Below are 23338 nucleotides of genomic sequence, written 5' to 3'. Positions count from 1 at the left end.
GAATCTGCCCCCTGTGGGCACCGGAGTATCCATGAAGTCCACCTATCCAGTCCTGCCGCTGCGCGACATCGTCGTGTTCCCGCATATGATCGTGCCGCTGTTCGTCGGGCGCGACAAGTCGGTCGCCGCCCTGGAAGCGGCGATGGCCGCCGACAAGGAGATTTTCCTCGTCGCTCAGCTCGATCCCGCCAATGACGATCCCGGTCGCGACGACCTGTACGACACCGGCGTGTCGGCCGAAGTGATGCAGCTGCTCAAGCTGCCCGATGGGACCGTGCGCGTGCTGGTCGCGGGCAAGGAGCGCGGCAAGCTCGAAACGATGCAGAATGCCGGCGGCTATCTGACCGCCACGGTGTCGCCCGTCGCGCAGAAGGAGGCGACCGGCACCGAGGTGCAGGCACTGATGCGTTCGGTCGTCGAGCAGTTCGAGAATTACGCCAAGCTCAACCGCAAGCTGCCCGCCGAAACCGCGGTCCAGCTCGGCGAAATCGAGGAAGCCTCGCGCCTGGCCGATGCAGTCGCGGGCAACATCGCGGTGAAGGTCGCCGACAAGCAGAGCCTGCTGGTCGAAGCCGATCCGCAAAAGCGCCTCGAGATGGTGTTCGCCTTCATGGAGGGTGAGCTCGGCGTGCTGCAGGTCGAGAAGAAGATCCGCTCGCGCGTGAAGCGCCAGATGGAGAAGACCCAGCGCGAATATTATCTGAACGAACAGCTGAAGGCGATCCAGCGCGAGCTGGGCAATGAGGGCGAGGAAGGCGAGGGCGACGAGATCGCCGAGCTGACCCAGAAGATCGCTACGCTCAAGCTCAGCAAGGAAGCACGCGGCAAGGCGCAGGCGGAACTCAAGAAGCTCAAGACCATGGCACCGATGAGCGCCGAGGCGACGGTCGTGCGCAACTATCTCGACGTGTTGCTGGGCCTGCCCTGGGGCAAGAAGTCCAAGCTGAAAAAGGATCTGGTCGAGGCCGAAGCGGTGCTCGACGCGGATCACTACGGCCTGGAAAAGGTCAAGGACCGCATCATCGAATATCTCGCGGTTCAGGCGCGGACCAACAAGCTAAAGGGGCCGATCCTGTGCCTCGTCGGCCCGCCGGGCGTCGGCAAGACCAGCCTCGGCAAGTCGATCGCCAAGGCGACCGGGCGCGAATTCATCCGCCAGTCGCTCGGCGGCGTGCGTGACGAGGCCGAAATCCGCGGCCACCGCCGTACTTATATCGGCTCGCTGCCGGGCAAGATCGTCACCAACCTTAAAAAGGCCGGGACCAGCAATCCGCTGTTCCTGCTCGACGAGATCGACAAGCTGGGTCAGGATTTCCGCGGCGATCCGGCGTCGGCGCTGCTCGAGGTGCTCGACCCCGAGCAGAACAGCAAGTTCAACGACCATTATCTGGAGATCGACGTCGATCTATCGGACATCATGTTCGTGACGACCGCCAACTCGCTCAACCTTCCCCAGCCGCTGCTCGACCGCATGGAGATCATCCGGCTCGAGGGTTATACCGAGGACGAGAAGGTCGAGATCGCCAAGGGCCATCTGATCGCCAAGCAGATCGACGCACATGGCCTGAAGGACGGCGAGTTCGAACTGACCGAAGCCGGGCTGCGCGACCTGATCCGCTATTATACCCGTGAGGCGGGCGTGCGGACGCTCGAGCGCGAGATCGCCAAGCTCGCGCGCAAGGCGCTGCGCCGCATTCTGGAAGGCAAGGTCGAGAGCGTCGTCGTCACGCCCGAGAATCTCCACGAATTCGCCGGCGTGCGCAAATATCGCTTCGGCATCGGCGAGGAGGAGCATCAGATCGGTGCGGTTACCGGGCTTGCCTGGACCGAGGTCGGCGGGGAACTGCTGACGATCGAAAGCGTGACCGTCCCGGGCAAGGGGGCGATCAAGACGACCGGCAAGATCGGCGACGTGATGAAGGAGAGCGTCGAGGCGGCGTTCAGCTTCATCCGCGCGCGCAGCCCGAGCTACGGCATCAAGCCGAGCATCTTCCCGCGCAAGGACATCCACGTCCATCTGCCCGAAGGTGCCGTGCCCAAGGACGGGCCGTCCGCGGGCATCGGCCTGGTCACCTCGATCGTCTCGACCCTGACCGGCGTGCCGGTGCGCAAAGATGTGGCAATGACCGGCGAAGTGACGCTGCGCGGTCGCGTGCTGCCGATCGGCGGGCTCAAGGAAAAGCTGCTCGCAGCGCTGCGCGGCGGCATTGCTACAGTGCTGATCCCGCAGGAGAATGAAAAGGACCTTGCGGAGATCCCGGCGAATATCCGTGAGGGCCTGACGATCATTCCCGTGGCGCATGTCGATGAGGTGCTCAAGCTCGCGCTGACCGAACCGCTTACCGCGATCGAATGGAGCGAGGCGGAGGATTTGGCGGTACTGCCACCCGCGGCGGCATCCGATCCGCTCCGCCATTGAGGGTTAAGCGCGGGTAAGGGCATTTTTTCCGCCCATTTCCCCGTATTTGTACCGCTTTCCGCTTTACAGCGGCGCGCGGACGCGTTTTCCTGTCCCACCGGCGTCACGATGCCGAGCGCATTTCAAATAATGCTTTTCAAAAAATGCAGGGGTTCAACGGGTATGAACAAACAGGAACTGATCGCCACGGTCGCAGACACCGCGGGCCTCGGTAAGGGCGATGCCAGCAAGGCTGTGGAGGCGGTGTTCGACGCCGTCACCGCCGCGCTGAAAAAGGGCGACGAAGTGCGCCTGGTCGGCTTTGGCACCTTTTCGGTCTCGAAGCGCAAGGCATCGACCGGCCGCAACCCCCGTACGGGCGAACCGATGACGATCAAGGCATCGTCGCAGCCCAAGTTCAAGGCCGGAAAGGGCCTCAAGGACGCGGTCAACTAAAAGACGCGGGACGGGGCTGGACAAGCCTGTTCCGTCCTTTTAGAGGCTCCGCTTCCCGGGCCACTCCGGGGGGTTCCGAATTGTCGGAGCCGCCGCAAGCCTTCCGTGAAGGTCCCGGCATCGGGCGCGTAGCTCAGTGGTAGAGCACTGTGTTCACACCGCAGGGGTCGCTGGTTCAATCCCAGCCGCGCCCACCATCTTCAAAAGCCCGTCGGCGATGCCGGCGGGCTTTTTGCATCTGGGCAGATCGCGGAGTCAGAGATCGTGTTCCCGGGGTCTACGCAGCGCGCTGCGGCCCGCAGCATCTGCCGCCAATGTCCAGCGCTGAATCATGGGATACCAGGTATCTAGGCCGACCGTCAGCGCTTTGCCGTCATCAATCTGTCACGCAAGTCACAAAACGGTAACCCCTAAGTCACCGAAGATTCTCCCAAATCCCATCCCACCGTCATGCATCCCGCCTAGCGCGACCCGAGTGATCGGCAGGGGGAATGTTCCGAGTCGATCCAGGGCGCTCGCCCATCATCCTGCAAACCGGGATCGACCGGAACGGAGATATTCATGGCCGACTTCAAGCGTATCAGCCTCATCCTGATGACCAGCGTCGCGGGCGCCACGCTCGCCGCTTGCGATGGCGCGTCCAGCGTTGCCTCGCCCGGCGAGGGCGTGATCGTTGTGCCCGGGCCGGGGACAGGAACCCCCACGCCGACCCCGTCGACGCCAACGCCAGGTACGCCGGCCGCCAGCTGCCCGTCGGGCTTCACCGATGCCGGTGTGGTCGGCAGCTTCCGCGGCTGCCGCATTCCCTCGCTGATCGTCGGCAGCCTCACGCTCGCGAAGCTGCCGGGCGTCGCCTACGAAATGAACGGCCGCGTCGATGTGGGTCGGGATCGCGGTGGTGCGGGAACGTTGAACGAGTCCAGCAACCTGACGATTCAGCCGGGCGTGATCGTTTATGCCAACACGACCAACTCGGATAACGACTTCCTGGTCGTCAACCGCGGCTCGACCATCAACGCTGACGGCACCGCGACCCAGCCGATCATCTTCACGGCGCAGCAGAACCTCACCGGCGGCGTGACCGACGAATCGCAGGGCCTGTGGGGCGGTATCATCATCGCCGGCCGCGCGCCGATCTCGAACTGCAACCTTGCTGGCGTCACCGGCGGCGCGGCCAACTGCGAAAACGTGGTCGAGGGCACCGGCAACGCGCTCTACGGCGGCGCGACCCCGGGCGATAACTCGGGCGTGATGCGCTACGTCCAGGTTCGTTACTCGGGCACCGTGATCAGCCCGAACAACGAGCTTCAGGGCATCACCACCGGCGGCGTCGGCAGCGGCACCCGCATCGAATATATCCAGATCCACAACAGCTCGGACGACGGCATCGAAATCTTCGGTGGCACGCACAATGGCCGTTACTGGGTCATCACCGGCGCCGATGACGACAGCATCGACAGTGATGTGGGTTGGAAGGGCTTCATCCAGTTCGCGATCGCGATCCAGAAGCCGTCGAACACCACCAGCGATAACTATGTAATGGAGATCGACTCCAACAACAGCGAAGACGCGACCCCGCGCCAGAACGGCCGCATCGCGAACTTCACCTTCGTGCACACCAGCACCGGCACCAACGCCGGTCTGCGCCTGCGCGGCGGCGCCGACTTCAGCTTCGTTAACGGCATCATCGTCTCGGGCCGTCCGTGCCTCAACATCGTCGCTGGCACGGCTGACAAGTCGACGATCCGCGCAGCCGATGCGGCGCTGGACGAGCAGGGTCCGCCGGTGTTCCGTTCGAACTACTTCGCCTGCACCGGCACGCTGAGCGCCGAAACGGCGGTCAACGGCTTCACCGTGACCAACGCCGAGCAGGAAGCCGTGGTCGACGCGGGCACCAACAACGTCAAGAACGGCACTGCCGCGAACGCACTGACCTCGGGCTATCTGCCCGGCACCGGCGCGGCGGCGGTGACTGCCTACAACGCAGCGCTGCTCAACCCGTCGGGTTCGTCGTTCCTGGTCAGCACCAGCTATATCGGCGCGGTCAGCGGCCCGACCGACACGTGGTACCAGGGTTGGACCTGCAACTCGAACCGCGCGAACTTTGGCGCGGCCGGCAGCGCCTGCACCACCGTTCCGGTCACCTGATCGAAGCGTGATCGACACCCGGAACCGGCGGAAAAGGGGCCGCCGGTTCCGGTTTTCCTTGGCGGGACCAGGCATTTGAAGGCGCCAGCCTCTGCAAACGCCAGCCTCTGAAAACGGACGTCACCAGATGAAAAAGAGCACCGCATTCGGAAGTCTGCTGCTTCTGACCTCGCAACTCGTCGCGCCGCACGCGCTGGCCCAGGCTGCGCAGGATGCGACCGCCGAAGCTGCGCCGCAGGAAGCCGCGGCTGCTCCGCAGGCCGGAGAGGAAGAGGTCGAAATCTCCGCTCCGGGCGCCGGCGATAGCAGCGAAGAAATCGTCGTCATCGGCCGCAACATCCCGAATGTCATCAAGGCGACTCCCCAGGTCGTTTCCGTTCTGTCGAGCGCCGATATCGCGCGCTCGGGCGAAGGCGACATCGCTGGCGCGCTGACCCGCGTCACCGGCATCAGCGTCGTCGGCAACGGCTTCGTGTACGTGCGCGGCCTTGGCGACCGCTATTCCTCGTCCCTGCTCAACGGCCTGCCGCTGCCCAGCCCCGAGCCGCTGCGCCGCGTCGTGCCGCTCGACCTGTTCCCGACCAACATCGTCGGGTCTGCGCTGGTGCAGAAGAGCTATTCGCCAAATTACCCCGGTGAATTCGGCGGCGGTGCGATCAACATCACCACCCGCGCCGCGCCGCGCGACGGGTTCTTCGAGATCGGCGGCTCGATCGGTTTCGACACCGCGACCACCAGCGAACTCGGCTACACCTATGACGGCGGCAGCCGCGACGTCTTCGGCTATGACGACGGCGAGCGCAGCGTCCCGAACTTCATCCTCGACGCGGGTCTCAACGGCACCTCGGTCACGAACGCCGCACAGCTCATCCAGCTGTCGAATGCCCCGACCACTGTGGTGTTCGAAAACAATCATATCCCGGCCAACTGGTCGGCGAGCACCAGCTTCGCCAAGACTTTCGATACAGGTGGCCTGCGCATCGGCGTGATCGGTGCCGGCGGCCTGTCGAACAGCTGGAGCACCCGCGCCCAGAAGCAGCAGCTGGCGGTCGATGCCAATGGCGGCCTGGCCAGCGACGGCAATCAGGTGACGACCGACAACCGGATCATCGCCAATGGCCTGCTCGGCGTCGGGCTTGAGTTCGGCGAGCACCTGATCCGCTTCACTAACGTCTATATCCACGACACGCTGAAGCAGGCCATCATCGGCCAGTTCGACGAGGAGAATTTCGGTATTCCGGGTTCGTTCGGCGTGCCGACCTTTGCCACCCAGAACACCAACTGGTTCGAACGCCAGCTGTTCACCAGCCAGATTGTCGCTGAGCTCGATTTCGGCGCGCTCGACGTCGATCTGCGCGGCGCCTATGCCAATACCAAGCGCAAGGCACCCTATGAACGCGCGTTCCGCTATATCTACAGCGACGCGTTCGATGATTACATCAACACGCTCAACTCCCCGAGCGGCGCGACCATCGCGTTCAGCGACCTCAATGAGGATCTGTGGACCGGGGCGGTCGATGTTGCCTACGAACTCAACACGGCGCGCCCGATCACCCTTTCGACCGGCTATGCCTACACCGATACGGAGCGGCAGTCGTACCGCTATTTCTTCCGCTTCATCGGCCCGAACAATGGCGGTGTGAACCAGACCGTGGCGCAGCAGCGTCCGGACTATCTGCTGTCGGACTATAACATCCAGACCTACGGCATCACCCTGCGCAACGAATCGACCGGCACTGGCGCCGCGGCATATGACGCATCGCTGCAGGTGCATGCCGGCTATGTTCAGGGCGAGGCCGAGCTGTTCGACGGCCTGCGCGTGTCGGGCGGCGTCCGCTACGAGACCGCCAAGCAGAAGGTCCTGCCGACCGGTGCGGTTACCGGGACCAACCTGGACAACGACTATTGGCTTCCTGCAGCCACGGTGACGTGGAACTTCGCTCCGGACATGCAGCTGCGCGTCCACGGGTCGAAGACGATCGCCCGCCCGCAGTTCCGCGAGTTGGCGCCGCAGCTGTACCAGGATTTCGAAAGCAGCCGCCAGTTCCTCGGCAACCCGCTGCTGATCGACTCGCAACTGTACAACGCCGAAGCGCGGGTCGAGTGGTTCTTCGCCCGTGACCAGCGCATCACGGCCGCCGGCTTCTTCAAGAAGATCGACAATCCGATCGAGGCGATCGCGTTTGTCGCGGGCGGCTCGACCTCGCTGCAAACGGGCTTTTCGAACGCGCCCAGCGCCAAGCTGTGGGGCGGTGAAATCGAGGCGCAGAAGCATATCGCGCTCGATACGCTCGGCGGTGGCTTCTTCGACACCAAGCGGCTCGTTCTGATCGCCAACTACACCTACACCAAGTCGGAGATCGAGGCCGGCAACGAACTGGTCCCCAGCCCGATCCTGGGTGCGGCACCGGTCCAGGCGTCGCTGCTGTTCAACAACGGCGGCCCGCTGGTCGGCCAGTCGGATCACCTGGTCAACTTCCAGATCGGGTTCGAGGATACCGCATCGCTGTCGCAGCTGACCGTGCTGCTCAACTATGCGAGCGAGCGCGTCACCAACCGCGGTCCGGTGGTCGAGGGCGTGCGGCTGCCCGACATCGTCGAAAAGCCGGGCCTGACCGTCGATCTGGTCGCCCGCCAGGGCTTCGAGCTGGCGGGTGCGGAGTTCGAGCTGAAGTTCGAGGCCCGCAACCTGACCAAGACCCGGTATCAGGAATATCAGACCTTCGCGAACGATGTTCGGGTGGACACCAACACCTATGACGTCGGCCGGAAATTCTCGATCGGCCTCAGCGCGAAGTTCTGAGTCCATTCGGTCGAAACACGAGAGGGCCGTCCCGTCGGGGCGGCCCTTTTCGCGTTACACCCATGGACGTTCGCGAAACCATTTTGTGATGACATATTTGGTCCCGGCGCGGACCTTCATCGCGTGGTGGAGCGTGCTCGGGTTGGGCGTTCCGTTGGGGCGAAGATTGCTCCATGCGAGCAGCTTCCCCTGTTCGGGCGGGACCAGCTTGTCGATCGCCTTGAACCGCGTCGCGCCCCCGGCGTCGACGGCGTTGAGGTAGATCATTACCGTCCAGGTGCGCTGTCCCGACACCGCGCAATATTTCTCGAAATCCACGCCCGTCGGTTCGAAATAATCGGTGTGCGCCTTGAATTCCTGCCCCACGGCGTAACGCTGCCCCTGCAGCGGCTCTCCATGCGCGGGGTCAAGGCCGATAAAGTCGCAGATCATGGTGTCCAGCCGCTGCGTCGCCGCGCTGTCTGCCGGCAGGTCACAGGTCTCGCTGGTCCGAAACACCGCGTCGCCATTATAGTCGGACACGGTCGACGGGCGGCGATCGCGGTCGATGATTGCCATCAGTTCGGCACAGAATTCGGCGTCCAGAAATCCCTTGCGCATGAACAGGGTGAGCTTTGGCGTGGGAACTTTCTGGATCCCGGCACGACTGCTCAGACGTTCGATCACGGGCTCGATCGGAAACCCGGCGGCGGGGGAGGGCGCAATCATCCGGCGTATCTGCCAGAAGCAATTGCGCGCATCCAGAGGCGGTAACCGACTTAAAAAATTCCACCAACGGCAGCCAAAACGTCACAATTACGCAATAGCGCGGCAACATGGGCGACGCCGACAGTCTCGATGAACTCGTTCAGGCCGCTGTGGTTGCCGGCATACCCGCCGTGCATCTGGTGCGGGACGGGGGCGTGGTTCGTATTCTCGTCCGAACGGTATCCGGCCTTGCCCCGGTGCGCAGCCTTGTCGCAACGCCCGACTGGATCGAAGCCGCGGCCGCGCTGCCCAACGCGACGCGACGCGGCGAGCGGGTGGTGATCGACCTGACCCATCGCGAACGGGATGGCGGCGGCTTTGCGGAACTCGGCATGCCCGGATCGATGCGCGCCGCGATCGAACGTGAGATGCTGGCACCCGGCGGCGTCGTTCTGGTCGCATCGGACGATGTTGGGACGATGACACGGGCAATGGCGGCGGCGGCGCACGCGCCCGGAGAACGGCACGTCCTTGAAATCGCAGCGGACCGGGCCGAGCTCGACTCCGCCGCCCGTATGGATTGCGACGCGATCCTGCTGCGCGCGGGCGATGACCGGGCGCTGCTGGCCAGCGCGTTCGATCATGCCCAGCGCGGCATCCGCATCATCCTCGGCGTCGAGGCCCCGGATACGATGGCCGCCATCGCCCGGCTACGTGCGGTGCGGGTGGAGCGGCATTTGCTTGCCTTTGCCCTGCGGGTGGCGATCGCGGCACGCACCGAGCCGCGCCTGTGCCCCTCATGCCGCCGTCCGGCGCAGGCGAAGGGGTCGGAGTCGGCGTTGCTCGGGGTCGATCCGGGAACGGTGATCTATCGCCCTGTCGGATGCGCCGCGTGCGACCATAGCGGCTTTTCCGGATCGGTGATGCTGTTCGAGGCCGTGGTCATCGACCCGGGCTTGCGGCGGCTGCTCGCGGAAGGGGGCGATGTCGCCATCCTTGCACGGCATGCCTTTGTCCGCGCACCCACATTGGCGGCTTCCGCGCGGACCTTGGCACGGGAAGGCCGGATCACCGTCGATGCGGCGATCGGCATCGCCCGCGCAGCCGGGGCAGGTTCGCTCACAGCGACCGCGCATCCGCATCTGCTGACGGCGTAAGCACAGGTGCTTGACGCTGCTCGGACACGCGGCTAAGCGCGCCACTCCACGGCGATCGTAGTTCAATTGGTTAGAGCACCGGCTTGTGATGCCGGGGGTTGCGGGTTCAAGTCCCGTCGATCGCCCCATTTTCCCACCGCTGACGTTTTTGGGCTGGCGCTGCGCGGCGCAGAAGAATATTACGCGCCCTCGAAATATTCTTAGCCAGCTGGAAGCGCCATGACCGCCCTGTGGGACCTGCCCGATTTCGACGCGCATGAGGGGGTTCACCTCATTACCGATCCCGCCAGCGGCCTGCGCGCGGTGATCGCGGTTCATTCGACCACGCTTGGCCCGGCCGCCGGCGGCGTGCGCTTCTGGCATTATGCCGACGGCAATGCGGCGATCACCGACGCATTGCGGCTTTCGCGGGGGATGAGCTTCAAGAACGCCATGGCCAGCCTGCCTCTGGGCGGCGGCAAGGGCGTGGTGCTGGCCCCCGAACCGGGCGCGACGATCAGCGAGGCTCAGCTGATCGCGTTCGGCGACGCGGTCGAATCGCTCGGCGGGCGCTATGTCACGGCCGAGGATGTCGGCATGTCCGAAGCACGGATGAAGGTCATCGCGACCCGCACGCGCCACGTCTCCGGCCTGCCTGTTGCGGGCGGCAATGCCGGCGGCGATCCCGGGCCCTTCACCGCACTGGGCATTTATCTCGGCGTCAAGGCAGCTGCCAAGCGCGCACTTGGTGCCGATTCGATGGCGGGCGTACATGTCGCGGTGCAGGGCGTGGGCAGCGTCGGCGGCGGTCTCGCCCGGCGTCTCGCGGCGGATGGCGCCAAGCTTACGCTCGCCGATGTCGACGCCGACAAGGCACGGGCGCTGGCGGCCGAGCTGGGCGCGGACGTCGTCGCCGCAGACGCGATCGCGACGGTCGAGGCCGAGATCTTCAGCCCCAACGCCCTGGGCGCGATCCTCACCGAGTCCAGCATCGCCGCGCTTCAGTGCAAAGTGGTTGCGGGCGGCGCGAACAACCAGCTCGCCAAGCAGGGCGACGGCGCGCGCATCCATGCCCGCGGCATCCTCTACGCCCCCGATTACGTGATCAACGCCGGCGGCATCATCAATGTCGGTCTTGAATATCTGGGCCAGGGCGACCGCGCCGAGGTGGAAGCCCGCATTGCGCGGATCCCCGATCGCCTGGACGAAATCTGGGACGAGAGCGCCCGCACCGGCGATCCGGCGAGCGTGGTTGCGGACCGGATCGCGATGCGGTTGATCGGTCGGGGCTGAACCCGACGATCGGCTGCCTCCAGACCAGGCTGCGCGCCGTCGACGCGCTTTCACGTCCGAATCGAAGCTATCGATGATCGCCGCCGTCAGGGCTGGGCGTTGACGGTGCGCTGCGCTGCGCTGGATCAACGCGCCGCACAAGCATCCTGGGGGCGAATTGATCCATTCGCTCGATTGCGCCGGGCACCAGCAGGTGTACCTGGCTCAAACGCGTTCGAATCCTCCCTGCATCCGCAACGTCGCGCTGGCGCGCGCGCCGCTGATCGTTCTGCTCCAATCTGATCTCAACTCAGCTTCGCCGACGCAACCCGGGACCATACACCCAGCGCTCACCTGCCCAGACACGAACAAGCCGCACACAGGCGGATCGCGTCTAGCCCTATCGGTCGGAGGAGAGTGCGATGACGGATAACTTCATAGGAGAGCTTAGGGTTTTCGCGTTCGGGCGTGTTCCGCGGAACTGGCTTCCCTGCAATGGCCAGTTGCTGGCGCTTCAGCAATATCAGGCGCTGTTCGCGCTGCTTGGCTATACCTTTGGCGGGGATGGCAAGACCACCTTCGCACTTCCGGATCTGCGCGGGCGTGTCGCGGTGGGCACTGGGCAGGCGGCCGAGGGCGGCACCTTATTCCAGCGTGGTCAGAAGGGGGGGGCGGAAACCGTCACGCTCACGCCGGAACAGACGCCGCCGCATATTCATGCGATCGTCGCCTCGACATCGACCACTACGACGACGGCAGCCCCGGGGGGAAACTATATCGGCGTCGCAACCGCAACGCCGGTAGCGCCACCGTACGCGCTGTACGCGCCGTCCCCTTCGTCTCCGGCCGACCCCAATTGGGTGCCCCTGCACAGCTCGACGATCGGGCTGTCGGGCGGCGGCGGAGCGCATGAAAATCGCCAGCCGGTCCTTGCGCTGCAAATCTGTATCGCGACCGCCGGCATCTGGCCGTCGCGCAACTGACGTCGTTCCCTTAATCCGAGGAGGAACCCATGGCAGAATATTACGTCGGCGAAATTCGCCTGTTCGCATTCAACCGATATGCGCCCGCCAATTTCCTGCCCTGCGACGGGCGTTCGTTGCGCGTTTCCGACTATCAGGTCCTGTTTACGCTGATCGGCACCACCTATGGTGGCGATGGCGTCACCACCTTCAACCTCCCGGATCTGCGGGGTCGCAGCCCCGTTCACCTCGGACAACTGACGGGCGGTTCGACCTATGCGCTCGGTACCAAGGCGGGGGTCGAACAGGTGCAGCTCACATCGGCTACGGTTCCGGCCCATTTCCACACCGTCTGTGCGACAAAGGGGTCCGCATCCAGCCTGACCCCCGGCGCGACCGTGGCACCCGGCGATGTCGGCGCAAATTTCTACTATTGTACAGAGTCGCAACCCGGAACCGTGTTTCAGACCAACGTGGAGACGGTCTCGATCGACGGCGGCGACAACCAGCCGCACCCCAATATTCAGCCCAGCCTGGTTCTGGCCTACGCGATCGCGTTCCAGGGCCTTTATCCGGACTTCAACAACTAACGGTATCTTGGGAGGCTGCCATGGACGCTTTTATTGGTGAAATTCGCATGTTCCCGTTCGGCTATGCGCCAGTTGGCTGGTACGCATGCGACGGTCGGCAACTGCAGATAAGTCAGGATCCGGCACTATATTCCCTGCTGGGCATCCGGTTCGGCGGGGATGGAAAGAGCAATTTCAATCTGCCCAATCTAAACGGGCGTATCCCGGTCGACGCGGGCGCTTCCTCCCCGTCGGGACAGCAGTTTACCTTTGCCGCAAAGGTCGGGCAGGAGACGGTGACCCTGACGCACGCACAAGCCCCGTCCCACAGCCATAGTTTCAGCACCAAGCTTTCCGGTGCGTCGACGGCGGGCATGACGGGCGTTGCTGGCGCTACCAACAATGTCGGCACGTCGCTGATGAGCCGGGCGCTGACCAATGCGGCAAAGATAACCGCCGCCTATGACGCACCCCCGCTGGCCGCCGGCGACAAGACGACGTTGGGGATGAAGGTGTCTGCCGCCTACGGCACATTGGGCCAGGCTCCCCAGCCGCACCCCAATCTCCAACCCTATCTGGTGCTGGGCTATTACATCTGCAACGACGGGGAATATCCGGTCAATCCGGACTAGGATGACGGCTTCCGGGCAGCACGAAGCATGGGGGCTGGCGGGGTCGCGCTGACACCGCCAGCCGACATTCCGGCCCCGGTCGCTGCAGCGCTTCGGTGATCCGGCAGCCGTCCCGCCGCATTTTCGCGAGCGAGCGCGACAAATGCCTTGAACGCCGCCGATGGATTGCGCCGGTTGGAATAATAAAGGCACAGCGGCGCGAGCGGAGGCGTCCAGTCTTCCAGAATGCGGATCAGCCGACCGGCGGCAATGTCCTCGCGGACATCGGCCTCCATGAAATAGCCAATGCCCGTGCCATTCATCGCCGCGATGCGGGCAAGCGACGCTTCGTCTAGCGTGATCGGCCCGTCGACCTCGAGCTGCAGCTCTTCGCCGCCCTTCTCGAACCGCCAGCGGAACAACGCGCCATTGGGAAGCCGCACGCGGAGGCAAGGATAAGCGAGCAGATCCTGGGGTATGCGCGGGATCGCCCGACCTTCGAAAAAGGCTGGAGCCGCCGCCACCGCCATGCGTCGCATCGGGCCAAGCGGAATGGCGATCGCATCGTTCGGCACCAGATCCGCGCTGCGCACCCCAAGATCGAAGCCGGCCGCCACGACATCGACCAGCCGCCCTTCGGTGACGAGGTCGATATGGACCTGCGGATAGCGCTGAAGATAGCTGAGCACGAGCGGCGCCATGATCTCGCGCGCAGCCGTCGCAAAGGCATTGATGCGTAAGGTGCCGGACGGCGTCTCCTGCTGCGCGCGCGCGGTGTTCATCGCCTTCTGAATGTCTTCGAGCGCCGGTTTGATCTGCGCGACGAAAATGCGCCCGGCATGGGTAAGCGACACGCTGCGTGTCGTGCGGTTGAACAGGCGCACGGCAAGCTCACGTTCCAGCTTGCCCACCGCATTGCTGATCGCCGTAGTCGACATGCCGAGATCGAGTGCCGCCGCGCGGAACGATCCGCACCGAACGATGGCGAGCACCGCTTCCAGCTCGATCAGTGAATGGCGGCTCATTATCCCGATTACCGTGACATGCTATGCCGTTTTGTCGCGATTATCAGCGCCAAAGTCCATCGCTAAGTCAGCTTCATCACCATCGAGGAGCTGACCATGTCACTGAATCTACCCAAGCCGATTGCCGACTATGTCGAGGCGAACGCCCGGCTCGACATCGACGGCATGTTGCAGCCTTTCCTGCCCGACGCGCGCTTCATCGACAACGGCAAACACTTCGAGGGGCAGGTGGCGATCCGCCAGCTGTTCGAGGAAGAAGTGATCCCGGTGAAGGCGATCTTCACGCCCGACACGGTTCGTGCGGACGGCGCCGACATCATCGTCGAAGGGCCGGCGCATGGCGACTTTCCGGGGAGCCCGCTGCGGTTCACCTATCGCTTCACCCTGGTGAACGGCGCCATCCGGACGCTGGAGACCACGATATGAGCATCGCGGCAGATCCCACCGAGTTCGCGGGCAAGCGCGTGCTTGTTAGCGGTGGCACCAAGGGGCTGGGCCGCGCTACGGTCCAGCGTTTCCGCGCTGGCGGCGCACGGGTGATTACTGCTGCCCGGGCGATCCGGGACCCCATCGCCGGTGTCGACTATGTTGAGGCCGACCTGACCACGCCCGAAGGTGGCGAAGCATTGGCCAGCGCGGCGATCGACCGGCTGGGTGGCGTCGACATTCTGGCCCATGTCATCGGCGGTTCGAGCTCGCCGGCGGGTGGCTTCGCGGCGCTGACGGACGCGCACTGGCTGGCAGAGCTGAACCTCAACCTTCTCGCGACCGTCCGCCTCGATCGCCTGCTGATCCCGCAGATGATTGCGCGCGGGAAGGGCGTCGTGGTGCATGTCACCTCGATCCAGTCTGTCCTGCCGCTGCCCGAATCCACGACCGGCTATGCCGCTGCCAAGGCAGCGCTGCGAACCTACAGCAAATCGATCTCGAAGGAGCTCGGTCCAAAGGGGGTGCGCGTCAACGCCGTATCGCCGGGCTGGATCATGACCCAGGCCGCGGGCGATTTCCTCGGCATGCTTCAGGCGGCCCATGGCGGCACGATCGAGGACGCGCGTCAGTCGGTGCTGGATGCGCTGGGCGGGATTTCGATCGGGCGTGGGGCCGAACCCGAAGAGGTGGCCGACCTGATCGCCTATCTCGCCGCCGACCGCGCGGCCGCGATCCATGGTGCGGAGTTCGTCATCGACGGCGGGACCATTAGCACGGTTTGAGCGCTCGCACGGCCCACGCGCGCCCGGGTCGCAAGGGTTCGACGCATCAGCTGGCGGAGAGGGTGGGATTCGAACCCACGGTGGGCTTGCACCCACGGCGGTTTTCAAGACCGCTGCCTTAAACCACTCGGCCACCTCTCCGCGCAGCGTGCGCCTTAGGCTGTTCGGCTCGTTTTCCGCAAGTGCGGCGTGATTTCACCGCCTAAGGGGGTTCATGCCCGCCGCGCCCTGTGGCAGAGAATGGGTATGCGGGATGTTTTGGGCCATGTGCGGCGCTTCATGTTAATCGGAACGGCGGTCGTGACGCTTGGCGTCTGCGGCGGGTCTGCAGTGGCGCAGGACGAGGTGGGGTTTCAGGCCTATGTCAACGGGCCGCTGCGCGAACAGGCGCTGCGCGAGGGGGTGAGCGCGCGAACGCTCGATGCAGTGCTGCCCTCGCTCACCTATAACCCGCGCGTGGTCGAGCTGGACCGCGACCAGCCCGGCGGCAGCTCGACCGGCCCGATCCCCAATTTCGCGCCTTACAAGGCGCGCCACGTCGATGCCGCGCGGATCAATCGCGGGCGCGAAACCTATCGCCGCCTGCGATCCAAGCTGGAGCGCGTGGAGCGCGAGACCGGCGTGCCAGAATCGATCATGGTCGCGATCTTCGGGCATGAGACCAATTACGGCGCCTATACCGGCGGTTTCGACCTGCCGCGCAGCCTCGCCACGCTCGCCTATGAAGGGCGCCGTCGCACGCTGTTCGCGGGCGAGTTCATCGCGACGATGAAGATGGTCGATCGCGGCGTACCACGCGATTCGCTCAAGGGCAGTTGGGCCGGGGCGTTCGGCTATCCGCAATTCCTGCCTTCGGTCTATCTGCGCCTGGCGCGCGACGGCGATGGCGACGGGGTTGCGAACATCTGGTCGAACGAGGCAGATACGCTGGCCTCGATCGCCAATTACTTTGTCGCCGCCGGCTGGCGCCCGGGCCAGCCCTGGGGCGTGGCAGTCACCGTCCCGTCCAGTCTCGACCGCGCCGCGCTCTCCAATCGTACTGTGCCGACCCGCTGCACGCGCGTGTTCGAACGCCATTCGCAGTGGCGGACGATGGCCGAATGGCGCGCGCTGGGCATCGTGCCGCAATCGGGCAGCTGGCCCGCCGACCATATTCAGGCGACGCTGCTGGAACCGGACGGGCCGGGCAAGACCGCCTATCTGCTCACCGGCAATTACCGCGTGATCCTCGATTACAATTGCTCGAATTTCTATGCGCTTTCGGTGGGGCTGCTGGCCGATGAAGTCGAACATTAGTGTCGTCGCCGCCGCCGCGCTGCTGAGCGCGTGCGGCTTTGGCGGGGGCGACGATCTGGAGGAACTGCCGCCGGCACCCGCCGCGCCGCAGGCCGAGGCTCCGGCTGCCCCCGGCGCGGGCTATGGCGCGCCCGAGGGCGGCCCCGCAACCGGTGAGGGTCCGCAGGGCAGCTCGCGCCTGCGCCCGGGGGAAGAACGCTATGACCGCGTCGGCTATGCCGGCTATGCGGGGGCAGGTGAGGGCGTGTTCGCGCTCAGCGGCGTGCTGCCACAGGGCACGCATGCCGAGGTCACCGCACTCGACAGTGGCAAGACCATCCTCGTCCTGATCCGAGGACAGGGGACTGGGTTGATCGAGCTGTCCGGTGCCGCCGCACGCCAGCTGGGCGTCACCGGCAACCCGCCCGTCCGCGTTCGCCGCGTCAGCGTGACCGGACAGGATGCGACTGCGCTCGCCACGAGCCAGCCCGCCCCAATGCGTGCCGATGCGCCGCCAGCGTTACTCGCCGGTCTGCGCCGCCGCTTGGGTGACACCCCGCGCGAGATCGCATCGACGCCGCCGCCACCGCGCCCTGCCACCCGACCCACGCCGCGCGCGACCCAGACAGCTCCCGCCACCCGCGGCCTGTTCGTGCAGGTCGCCGCGCTCTCCAGCGCCGCCCGCGCCCGCGCGCTCGCCGATGAACTGGGCGGCATCGTCCGCCCGGGCGGCGGGGTGTACCGCGTCCAGCTCGGGCCCTATCCCAACACCGGCGCCGCCGAACGCGCACGTGCGGATGTCGCGCGCCGCGGCTATGGCGATGCGCGCATCGTTTCGATTCCCTGACCCTCAAACCCCGGACCCCATGATCCCCATGAAGAAGCTGATCCTCGCCGCCACTGCCGTCTCGCTCGCGCTTGCGCCTGCCACGGCGCAGACGCCTCCGTTCGAAACGGCGGCCCCGGTCGCCTATCTTGAGGATCTGTCGTCGGGCGCGGTGCTGTATGCCAAGGACGCCGACCGCCCGATGCCGCCCGCGTCGATGGCGAAGATGATGACCGCCTATGTCGCGTTCGACCTGATCAAGCAGGGCAAGCTGAAGCTGTCCGACATGGCCGATGTCCGCCCCGAGACCTGGCGGAAATGGCATGGTCCGTCAGCGGGTTCGACCATGTTCCTGTCACCGGGATCGAAGGTCAGCGTGGAAAATCTGCTCAACGGCATCATGGTCGTGTCCGGCAATGACGCGTGCGTCGTGCTGGCCGAACATATCGCCGGGACCGAGGAAGCCTTTGTCAATCTGATGAACCAGAAGGCCAGGGAGATCGGTCTCAAGGCGAGCCGTTTCGGCACCTCCAACGGCTGGCCGGACGAAGGGCGCACCGTCGTGACCGCGCGCGACCTTGCGACGCTCGCCAAGGCAACGATCACCAACCATCCCGATCTCTACAAGCGCTTCTACTCCAAGGAGAGCTTCACTTACGGCACCACCATGGGCGGCGCGCCGATCACCCAGGCGAACCGCGACCCGCTGCTGGGCCGCGTGCGCGGGGCGGATGGCCTCAAGACCGGGCATACCGATGAAGCCGGCTATGGTTTCACTGGATCGGCCGAGCAGAATGGGCGCCGACTGGTGATGGTCGTTGCGGGCCTCAACAGCTTCAATGCCCGGATCGAGGAATCGGTCAGGTTCATGGACTGGGGCTTCCGCGCCTGGTCGTCGCGGAAGCTGGTGACCAAGGGTCGCACGGTCGAGCAGGCCGATGTCCAGCTGGGCGATGCATCGCAGGTCGGCCTCGTCGCCCCGCGCGATCTCGCCATCGCCATCCCCTCCGGCGCCAACCCCAATCTGCGCGCGACCGTGGTCTATCAGGGGCCGATCAAGGCACCGATCAAGGCGGGCCAGCATATCGCCGACCTCGTCGTCACCTCGCCCGGCCTGCCCGAACAGCGCCTCCCGCTGGTCGCCGCCGCCGATGTCGGTGAAGCAGGCTTTTTCGGCCGCATCTGGGCCGGCCTGCTGTCGCTGTTCGGCGCGTGAGGGGCGTCTTCCTCAGCCTCGAAGGCGGGGAGGGCGCGGGCAAGTCGACCCAGGCCAAGCGGCTCGCCGCCGCGCTCGAGGCGCGGGGCATCCATGTCGTGCTGACGCGCGAACCCGGCGGGACCGAGGGGGCGGAGGCGATCCGCGGCCTGTTGATGCAGGGCGCGGTCACCCGCTGGAGCGCGCACACCGAAACTTTGCTCTTCGCCGCCGCGCGCGCCGATCATGTCGAAAAGCTGATCCGCCCGGCGGTGGAGGCCGGAAGCTGGGTGTTGTGCGACCGCTATGTCGACTCCACCCGCGCCTATCAGGGGGCACAGGATATCGACGACGCCGCGATCCTGGCGCTGCACGGCTTCGGGTCGCGCGGGCTGTTGCCTGACCGCACGCTCGTGCTCGACCTGCCCGATGGTGCGGGCCATGCCCGATCGCTGGAGCGCGACGGCGGGGCCGCCGATCGCTTCGGCGCGCGCGGGCCGGACTTCCACGCCGCCGTAGCCGCGCAGTTCCGCCGCATCGCCGCGGCCGAGCCCGATCGCGTGCGGCTGGTCGATGCCTCGGGCAGCGTGGATGACGTCACGGCGTCACTGATGGACGCGCTGACCGATCTGCTGCCATGACGTCAACCGGCCCCAATGCCGCGGCAAAGGCCGCGTTTCGCGCCGCCATGTCGAGCGGACAGCTGCACCACGCCTGGCTGATCGCTGGCGCCGAAGGGTTGGGCAAGGCAAGCTTCGCCCGCGCCGCCGCCGCGCGCCTGCTCGCCGAAGGGGCCGGGCAGGTATCGCCCTCGGACGACTTCGACCTTCCCGAGGACAACCCGACCCGCAAGCTGATCGAGTCTGGCGCACATCCCGATTACCGCGCGCTGGTCCGCCTGCCCAAGGATCCCGACAAGCCGGGCGAGAATATCGCGCGGTCGATCAACATCGCCCAGATCCGTGCGCTCAACCCGATGTTCGCGACCAAGCCGAGCATGTCGAGCCGCCGCGTCATCGTGATCGACGCGATCGACGATGTCGAACGCCCGGGTGCCGCCAACGCGCTGCTCAAGAACCTTGAGGAACCGCCGGCGGGGACGATCTTCCTGCTGGTCAGCCATTCGCCGGGGCGGTTGCTTCCGACCATCCGCTCGCGCTGCCGCGTGCTGCGCTTCGACCCGCTGCCGGATAGCGAGGTCGCGGCGGTCGTGCGCGCGGCGATGCCGGAGGCAAGCGCGGCGGAGGTCGAGGCGCTGGTCCGCGCCGGGCAGGGCTCGCCTGGTCGCGCACTCAGCTTCGCCGGCCTGGACCTCGCCTCGATCGACAGCGAAATGGCGGCGATTGCCGCGCGCGGCGACCCCGACAACGCGATCCGCGCGCGCCTCGCCCGCACGCTGGGAAGCAAGGCGGCACAACCGCGCTACGAGGCGTTCCTCGCCCGCGTTCCCGCCTTCGCGCTTGCCGAAGCACGCGGACGCCATGGCGCAGCCCTAGCGGAGGCGATTGCGGTCTATGAGGCCGCGTCGCAGCTCGGCCCGGTCGCGCTCGCCCAGTCGCTCGACGCGCAGGCGACGGTGTTCGAAATGGGCGGGATTATCGCGCGGCTGGCGAAGCGCTGACTGCTTTCGCCGCCGCGCAGAAGCCGCTAGAGCGCCCCCATGTCCGAACCTTACTACATCACCACCGCGATCCATTACCCCAACGGCAAGCCGCATATCGGCCACGCTTATGAGATGATCGCCGCCGACGCGATTGCGCGGTTCCAGCGTCAGGCGGGGCGCGACGTGCGCTTTCAGACCGGAACCGATGAGCATGGCCTCAAGATCGCCCAGACCGCGCGCGCCCGCGACCTCACCCCGCGTCAGCTTGCTGATGAAATGTCAGCCTATTTCAGTGACATGGCGCGCGATCTGAATATTTCATATGATCGCTTCATCCGCACGGTCGACCCCGATCATTATGCCGCCAGCCAGGCAATCTGGGCCGCTATGGAGGCCAAGGGCGACCTGTATCGCGACCGATATGAAGGCTGGTATTCGGTCCGCGACGAAGCATTCTACGAGGAAAAGGAGCTCACCGAGGGGGAGGGCGGCGTCAAGCTGTCGCCGCAGGGCACCCCCGTCGAATGGACTGCCGAGGAAACGTGGTTCTTCCGCCTGTCCAAATATCAGCAGCCCTTGCTCGACCTCTACGCTGCAAACCCGGACTTCATCCGGCCGGAACGCTCGCGCAACGAGGTCGTCAAGTTCGTCGAGGGCGGACTGGTCGACCTGTCGGTGTCGCGCACCAGCTTCGACTGGGGCGTGCCGGTGCCGAACTCGCCCGGCCATGTCATGTATGTCTGGGTCGATGCGCTGACCAACTATCTCACCGGCACCGGCTATCCCGATGCGGGGAGCGATCTGGCGCGCTACTGGCCGGCGAACCTGCACCTGATCGGCAAGGACATTACGCGCTTCCACGCGGTCTACTGGCCCGCCTTCCTGATGTCGGCCGATCTGCCGCTGCCGAAACAGGTGTTCGCGCACGGCTTCATCCTCAATCGCGGCGAGAAGATGTCGAAATCGACCGGCAACGTCGCCGATCCGATGGAGCTGACGCGGCTCTATGGCGTCGATGCGCTGCGCTATTTCCTGCTGCGTGAGGTCGCGTTCGGCAATGACGGCAGCTTCAGCGATGAGGCGATCGTCACCCGCGCCAATGCCGATCTGGCGAACAGCTTCGGCAATCTGGCGCAGCGGACGCTGTCGTTCATTGCCAAGAACCTCGAAGGCGCGCTGCCTGAGGCTGGCCGCAGCGACCCGGCCGATGCGGAGTTGCTCACGACGATCGACGAGGCCGGCCGCGAATTCCGCACCGCGTTCGACACGCTCGCGCTCAATCAGGGGCTGGAGGCGTGGATGCGCGCGGTGTTCGCCTGCAACCAGTATATCGACGTCCAGGCCCCTTGGGCGCTGCGCAAGACCGATCCGGAACGGATGCACGCTGTGCTCGGCACGCTGGTCCGCGCGATCCGCGATCTGGCGATCCTGGTCCTGCCGGTAATCCCCGAAAGTGCTGGCAAGATCCTCGACCAGCTCGGGCAGGATGGTCGCGACCATGCGGCGCTCGACAACAAGGGCTGGTATGATGCCGCCGTGGCGTCAGGCTTCCGCCTCGACCCGCCGACCGGTGTGTTCCCGCGCCTCGTGCTGGCGGAGGAGCCCACCGCATGAGGCTCGCCGACAGCCATTGCCATCTCAATTACAAGGGTCTGGGCGAGCAGCAGCCCGAGGTGCTGGCCCGTGCCCGCGAGAGCGGCGTCGTCGCAATGCTCAACATCGCGACGCGCGAGCGCGAATGGGACGAGGTGCTGGCCACCGCCGAGCGCGAAAGCGACGTCTGGGCCACGGTCGGCATCCACCCGCATGAGGCGGACGAGCACCCGCATATCGATACCGCCAAGCTGCTCGCCCGCGCCACGCACCCGCGCGTCGTCGGCATCGGTGAGACCGGGCTCGACTATTATTACGACCATAGCGACCGCGCCCAGCAGCAGACCAGCTTCCGTGCGCACATCGCCGCGAGCCGCGAAACCGGCCTGCCACTGATCGTTCACACTCGCGATGCCGAGGCGGACACAGCCGCGATCCTCGCCGAGGAAATGGGGAAGGGGGCCTATCCCGGCGTCATCCACTGCTTCACAGCGAGTGGAGAATTCGCCGACAAGGCACTGGAATTGGGCTTTTATATCTCCATATCGGGGATCGTGACGTTCAAGAACGCCCGTGACCTTCAGGAAACCGCCGCGCGCCTCCCGCTCGACCGGCTGCTGATCGAGACCGATGCCCCGTTCCTCGCCCCCGTTCCCCATCGCGGCAAGACCGGCGAACCGGCCTTCGTCGCCGACACCTGCCGTTTCCTCGCTCAGCTGCGCGGGATGGACGCCGAGGAATTGGCCGAGGCGACCCGCGAAAACTTCCACCGGCTGTTCGCAAAGACACTGACGGCCCCGTGAAGGTCCGCATCCTCGGCTCAGGCACGTCTTCAGGCGTCCCCCGCATCGGCAACGACTGGGGCAGCTGCGATCCGACCGACCCGCGCAACCGCCGCACGCGCGCCTCGATCCTGGTCGAGGCCGGCGCCACCCGTATTCTGGTCGACACCAGCCCGGACCTGCGCGAGCAGCTGATCGCCGCAGACATCTCGGACATCGACGCCGTGATCTGGACCCACGACCATGCCGATCACTGCCACGGCATCGACGATCTGCGCCAGTTGATGCACCTGCGCGGCGCCCCGGTGCGCGGACTCGCCGACTGGAAGACGCAGGAACGGGTGCGCGAGCGATTCCGCTATGTGTTCGAAGGGGGAGGGCCATATCGCCCCACCGCGACGATCGAGCCGTTGCGCGACGGCATGATGATCGGCGACATCGTGGTGCATACGGTCGATCAGCCACATGGCGGGATCACCAGCGCGGGGCTACGCTTTGAACATGCTGGGAAGTCAGTCGGCTATGCCACTGATTTCAATATATTCACCGACGAAATGGCGTCACTCTACAGCGATCTCGACCTGTGGGTCGCCGATGCGCTGCGCCGTGAGCCGCACCCGACCCACCCGCATCTCGCGCAAACGCTCGCCTGGGCGCAGCAATGTCGTGCGCGCCGCACGGTTCTCGTTCATATGGATCACTCAATGGACTATATGACCCTCAAAGCCGAGCTGCCCGCGGGGGTCGAGCCGGGCCATGACGGCATGGAGTTGCACGTTTGACCGA

At 65.5% G+C, this 23338-nt stretch carries 21 protein-coding genes and 3 tRNA genes; 21 read left to right on the top strand and 3 right to left on the bottom strand.

The window, feature by feature from the left end; genetic code table 11:
* Positions 1-31 precede the first annotated feature (31 nt).
* The 5 genes from lon (at position 32) to ACO05N_RS13420 (ending at position 7805) form a co-directional block, all read left to right on the top strand.
* Entirely contained in the window at positions 32-2419 is a 2388-nt protein-coding gene (lon, locus tag ACO05N_RS13440) for an endopeptidase La (protein WP_422057580.1), read from the top strand.
* 162 nt (positions 2420-2581) lie between these two features.
* Positions 2582-2854, top strand: coding sequence for an HU family DNA-binding protein (locus tag ACO05N_RS13435; protein WP_066656000.1), 273 nt, complete (start codon positions 2582-2584; stop codon positions 2852-2854).
* 122 nt (positions 2855-2976) lie between these two features.
* Positions 2977-3051: transfer RNA gene (locus ACO05N_RS13430), tRNA-Val, on the top strand.
* Positions 3052-3415: 364 nt separating this feature from the next.
* Positions 3416-5002, top strand: a complete 1587-nt coding sequence (locus tag ACO05N_RS13425) for a hypothetical protein (RefSeq protein ID WP_422057579.1) — start codon at positions 3416-3418, stop codon at positions 5000-5002.
* A gap of 127 nt (positions 5003-5129) precedes the next feature.
* The gene (locus ACO05N_RS13420) at positions 5130-7805 is read left to right on the top strand and encodes a TonB-dependent receptor domain-containing protein (protein WP_422057578.1); all 2676 of its coding nucleotides are present in this window, start codon (positions 5130-5132) and stop codon (positions 7803-7805) included.
* A gap of 54 nt (positions 7806-7859) precedes the next feature.
* On the opposite strand, the gene ACO05N_RS13415 is transcribed toward ACO05N_RS13420, so the two are convergent.
* Complete coding sequence (locus ACO05N_RS13415) at positions 7860-8513, bottom strand: prolyl hydroxylase family protein (RefSeq protein WP_422057577.1); 654 nt, start codon at positions 8511-8513, stop codon at positions 7860-7862.
* Between the two features lie 107 nt (positions 8514-8620).
* Between ACO05N_RS13415 and ACO05N_RS13410 the strand changes: the two genes are divergently transcribed.
* The 6 genes from ACO05N_RS13410 to ACO05N_RS13385 all read left to right on the top strand — a co-directional run bounded on the left by ACO05N_RS13410 (position 8621) and on the right by ACO05N_RS13385 (position 13063).
* Positions 8621-9649, top strand: a complete 1029-nt coding sequence (locus ACO05N_RS13410; protein WP_422057576.1) for a hypothetical protein — start codon at positions 8621-8623, stop codon at positions 9647-9649.
* Positions 9650-9700: 51 nt separating this feature from the next.
* A tRNA-His gene (locus tag ACO05N_RS13405) sits at positions 9701-9777 on the top strand.
* Positions 9778-9868: 91 nt separating this feature from the next.
* On the top strand, positions 9869-10921 hold the full coding sequence (locus ACO05N_RS13400) for a Leu/Phe/Val dehydrogenase (protein WP_422057575.1): 1053 nt from the start codon (positions 9869-9871) through the stop codon (positions 10919-10921).
* 401 nt (positions 10922-11322) lie between these two features.
* Positions 11323-11883 (top strand): phage tail protein, encoded by a 561-nt coding sequence (locus ACO05N_RS13395; protein WP_422057574.1) that lies wholly within the window; start codon positions 11323-11325, stop codon positions 11881-11883.
* A gap of 29 nt (positions 11884-11912) precedes the next feature.
* Complete coding sequence (locus ACO05N_RS13390) at positions 11913-12452, top strand: phage tail protein (protein ID WP_422057573.1); 540 nt, start codon at positions 11913-11915, stop codon at positions 12450-12452.
* A gap of 20 nt (positions 12453-12472) precedes the next feature.
* Positions 12473-13063 carry a phage tail protein gene (locus ACO05N_RS13385; RefSeq protein WP_422057572.1) on the top strand — a complete coding sequence of 197 codons (591 nt, stop codon included), beginning with the start codon at positions 12473-12475 and terminating at the stop codon, positions 13061-13063.
* On the opposite strand, the gene ACO05N_RS13380 is transcribed toward ACO05N_RS13385, so the two are convergent.
* Complete coding sequence (locus ACO05N_RS13380) at positions 13060-14067, bottom strand: LysR family transcriptional regulator (protein WP_422057571.1); 1008 nt, start codon at positions 14065-14067, stop codon at positions 13060-13062. The genes ACO05N_RS13385 and ACO05N_RS13380 overlap by 4 nt on opposite strands.
* 96 nt (positions 14068-14163) lie before the next feature.
* Between ACO05N_RS13380 and ACO05N_RS13375 the strand changes: the two genes are divergently transcribed.
* Together ACO05N_RS13375 and ACO05N_RS13370 are read left to right on the top strand one after the other, a co-directional pair.
* Entirely contained in the window at positions 14164-14493 is a 330-nt protein-coding gene (locus tag ACO05N_RS13375; protein ID WP_422057570.1) for a nuclear transport factor 2 family protein, read from the top strand.
* Entirely contained in the window at positions 14490-15278 is a 789-nt protein-coding gene (locus ACO05N_RS13370) for an SDR family oxidoreductase (RefSeq protein ID WP_422057569.1), read from the top strand. Before ACO05N_RS13375 ends, ACO05N_RS13370 begins: the two co-directional genes overlap by 4 nt.
* Positions 15279-15329: 51 nt before the next feature.
* On the opposite strand, the gene ACO05N_RS13365 is transcribed toward ACO05N_RS13370, so the two are convergent.
* Positions 15330-15419, bottom strand: a tRNA-Ser gene (locus ACO05N_RS13365).
* 138 nt (positions 15420-15557) lie between these two features.
* On the opposite strand from ACO05N_RS13365, the gene ACO05N_RS13360 reads away from it, so the two are divergent.
* Genes ACO05N_RS13360 through ACO05N_RS13325 form a run of 8 tightly spaced genes read left to right on the top strand, consistent with a single transcriptional unit; the run spans position 15558 to position 23334 of the window.
* The gene (locus ACO05N_RS13360) at positions 15558-16574 is read left to right on the top strand and encodes a lytic murein transglycosylase (RefSeq protein WP_422057568.1); all 1017 of its coding nucleotides are present in this window, start codon (positions 15558-15560) and stop codon (positions 16572-16574) included.
* Positions 16558-17400, top strand: a complete 843-nt coding sequence (locus ACO05N_RS13355; protein ID WP_422057567.1) for an SPOR domain-containing protein — start codon at positions 16558-16560, stop codon at positions 17398-17400. Before ACO05N_RS13360 ends, ACO05N_RS13355 begins: the two co-directional genes overlap by 17 nt.
* Positions 17401-17428: 28 nt before the next feature.
* Positions 17429-18595 (top strand): D-alanyl-D-alanine carboxypeptidase family protein, encoded by a 1167-nt coding sequence (locus tag ACO05N_RS13350; protein ID WP_422057566.1) that lies wholly within the window; start codon positions 17429-17431, stop codon positions 18593-18595.
* Entirely contained in the window at positions 18592-19215 is a 624-nt protein-coding gene (gene tmk, locus ACO05N_RS13345; RefSeq protein ID WP_422057565.1) for a dTMP kinase, read from the top strand. Before ACO05N_RS13350 ends, tmk begins: the two co-directional genes overlap by 4 nt.
* Positions 19212-20195, top strand: a complete 984-nt coding sequence (locus ACO05N_RS13340; protein WP_422057564.1) for a DNA polymerase III subunit delta' — start codon at positions 19212-19214, stop codon at positions 20193-20195. The genes tmk and ACO05N_RS13340 overlap by 4 nt, the downstream gene beginning before the upstream one ends.
* 39 nt (positions 20196-20234) lie before the next feature.
* Complete coding sequence (gene metG, locus ACO05N_RS13335) at positions 20235-21791, top strand: methionine--tRNA ligase (RefSeq protein WP_422057563.1); 1557 nt, start codon at positions 20235-20237, stop codon at positions 21789-21791.
* Positions 21788-22573, top strand: a complete 786-nt coding sequence (locus ACO05N_RS13330; protein ID WP_422057562.1) for a TatD family hydrolase — start codon at positions 21788-21790, stop codon at positions 22571-22573. The genes metG and ACO05N_RS13330 overlap by 4 nt, the downstream gene beginning before the upstream one ends.
* A complete protein-coding gene (locus ACO05N_RS13325; protein WP_422057561.1) occupies positions 22570-23334 on the top strand; it encodes an MBL fold metallo-hydrolase in 765 nt (254 codons plus the stop codon). Before ACO05N_RS13330 ends, ACO05N_RS13325 begins: the two co-directional genes overlap by 4 nt.
* Positions 23335-23338 lie beyond the last annotated feature (4 nt).

Source organism: Sphingomonas sp. (genome assembly GCF_965227385.1).
In the GTDB taxonomy this organism is placed as follows: domain Bacteria; phylum Pseudomonadota; class Alphaproteobacteria; order Sphingomonadales; family Sphingomonadaceae; genus Sphingomonas.
Note: the sequence above shows the minus strand (reverse complement) of the source record. Positions and strands in the feature narration are given on the sequence as shown.

Coding starts and splice junctions, on each gene's coding strand:
- ACO05N_RS13370 (WP_422057569.1), top strand. CDS start 14,490: ATGAGCATCGCGGCAGATCCCACCGAGTTCGCGGGCAAGCGCGTGCTT.
- ACO05N_RS13400 (WP_422057575.1), top strand. CDS start 9,869: ATGACCGCCCTGTGGGACCTGCCCGATTTCGACGCGCATGAGGGGGTT.
- lon (WP_422057580.1), top strand. CDS start 32: ATGAAGTCCACCTATCCAGTCCTGCCGCTGCGCGACATCGTCGTGTTC.
- ACO05N_RS13360 (WP_422057568.1), top strand. CDS start 15,558: ATGTTAATCGGAACGGCGGTCGTGACGCTTGGCGTCTGCGGCGGGTCT.
- ACO05N_RS13330 (WP_422057562.1), top strand. CDS start 21,788: ATGAGGCTCGCCGACAGCCATTGCCATCTCAATTACAAGGGTCTGGGC.
- ACO05N_RS13375 (WP_422057570.1), top strand. CDS start 14,164: ATGTCACTGAATCTACCCAAGCCGATTGCCGACTATGTCGAGGCGAAC.
- ACO05N_RS13350 (WP_422057566.1), top strand. CDS start 17,429: ATGAAGAAGCTGATCCTCGCCGCCACTGCCGTCTCGCTCGCGCTTGCG.
- ACO05N_RS13395 (WP_422057574.1), top strand. CDS start 11,323: ATGACGGATAACTTCATAGGAGAGCTTAGGGTTTTCGCGTTCGGGCGT.
- ACO05N_RS13380 (WP_422057571.1), bottom strand. CDS start 14,067: ATGAGCCGCCATTCACTGATCGAGCTGGAAGCGGTGCTCGCCATCGTT.
- ACO05N_RS13435 (WP_066656000.1), top strand. CDS start 2,582: ATGAACAAACAGGAACTGATCGCCACGGTCGCAGACACCGCGGGCCTC.
- ACO05N_RS13385 (WP_422057572.1), top strand. CDS start 12,473: ATGGACGCTTTTATTGGTGAAATTCGCATGTTCCCGTTCGGCTATGCG.
- ACO05N_RS13425 (WP_422057579.1), top strand. CDS start 3,416: ATGGCCGACTTCAAGCGTATCAGCCTCATCCTGATGACCAGCGTCGCG.
- ACO05N_RS13340 (WP_422057564.1), top strand. CDS start 19,212: ATGACGTCAACCGGCCCCAATGCCGCGGCAAAGGCCGCGTTTCGCGCC.
- ACO05N_RS13410 (WP_422057576.1), top strand. CDS start 8,621: ATGGGCGACGCCGACAGTCTCGATGAACTCGTTCAGGCCGCTGTGGTT.
- ACO05N_RS13355 (WP_422057567.1), top strand. CDS start 16,558: ATGAAGTCGAACATTAGTGTCGTCGCCGCCGCCGCGCTGCTGAGCGCG.
- metG (WP_422057563.1), top strand. CDS start 20,235: ATGTCCGAACCTTACTACATCACCACCGCGATCCATTACCCCAACGGC.
- ACO05N_RS13415 (WP_422057577.1), bottom strand. CDS start 8,513: ATGATTGCGCCCTCCCCCGCCGCCGGGTTTCCGATCGAGCCCGTGATC.
- ACO05N_RS13420 (WP_422057578.1), top strand. CDS start 5,130: ATGAAAAAGAGCACCGCATTCGGAAGTCTGCTGCTTCTGACCTCGCAA.
- ACO05N_RS13390 (WP_422057573.1), top strand. CDS start 11,913: ATGGCAGAATATTACGTCGGCGAAATTCGCCTGTTCGCATTCAACCGA.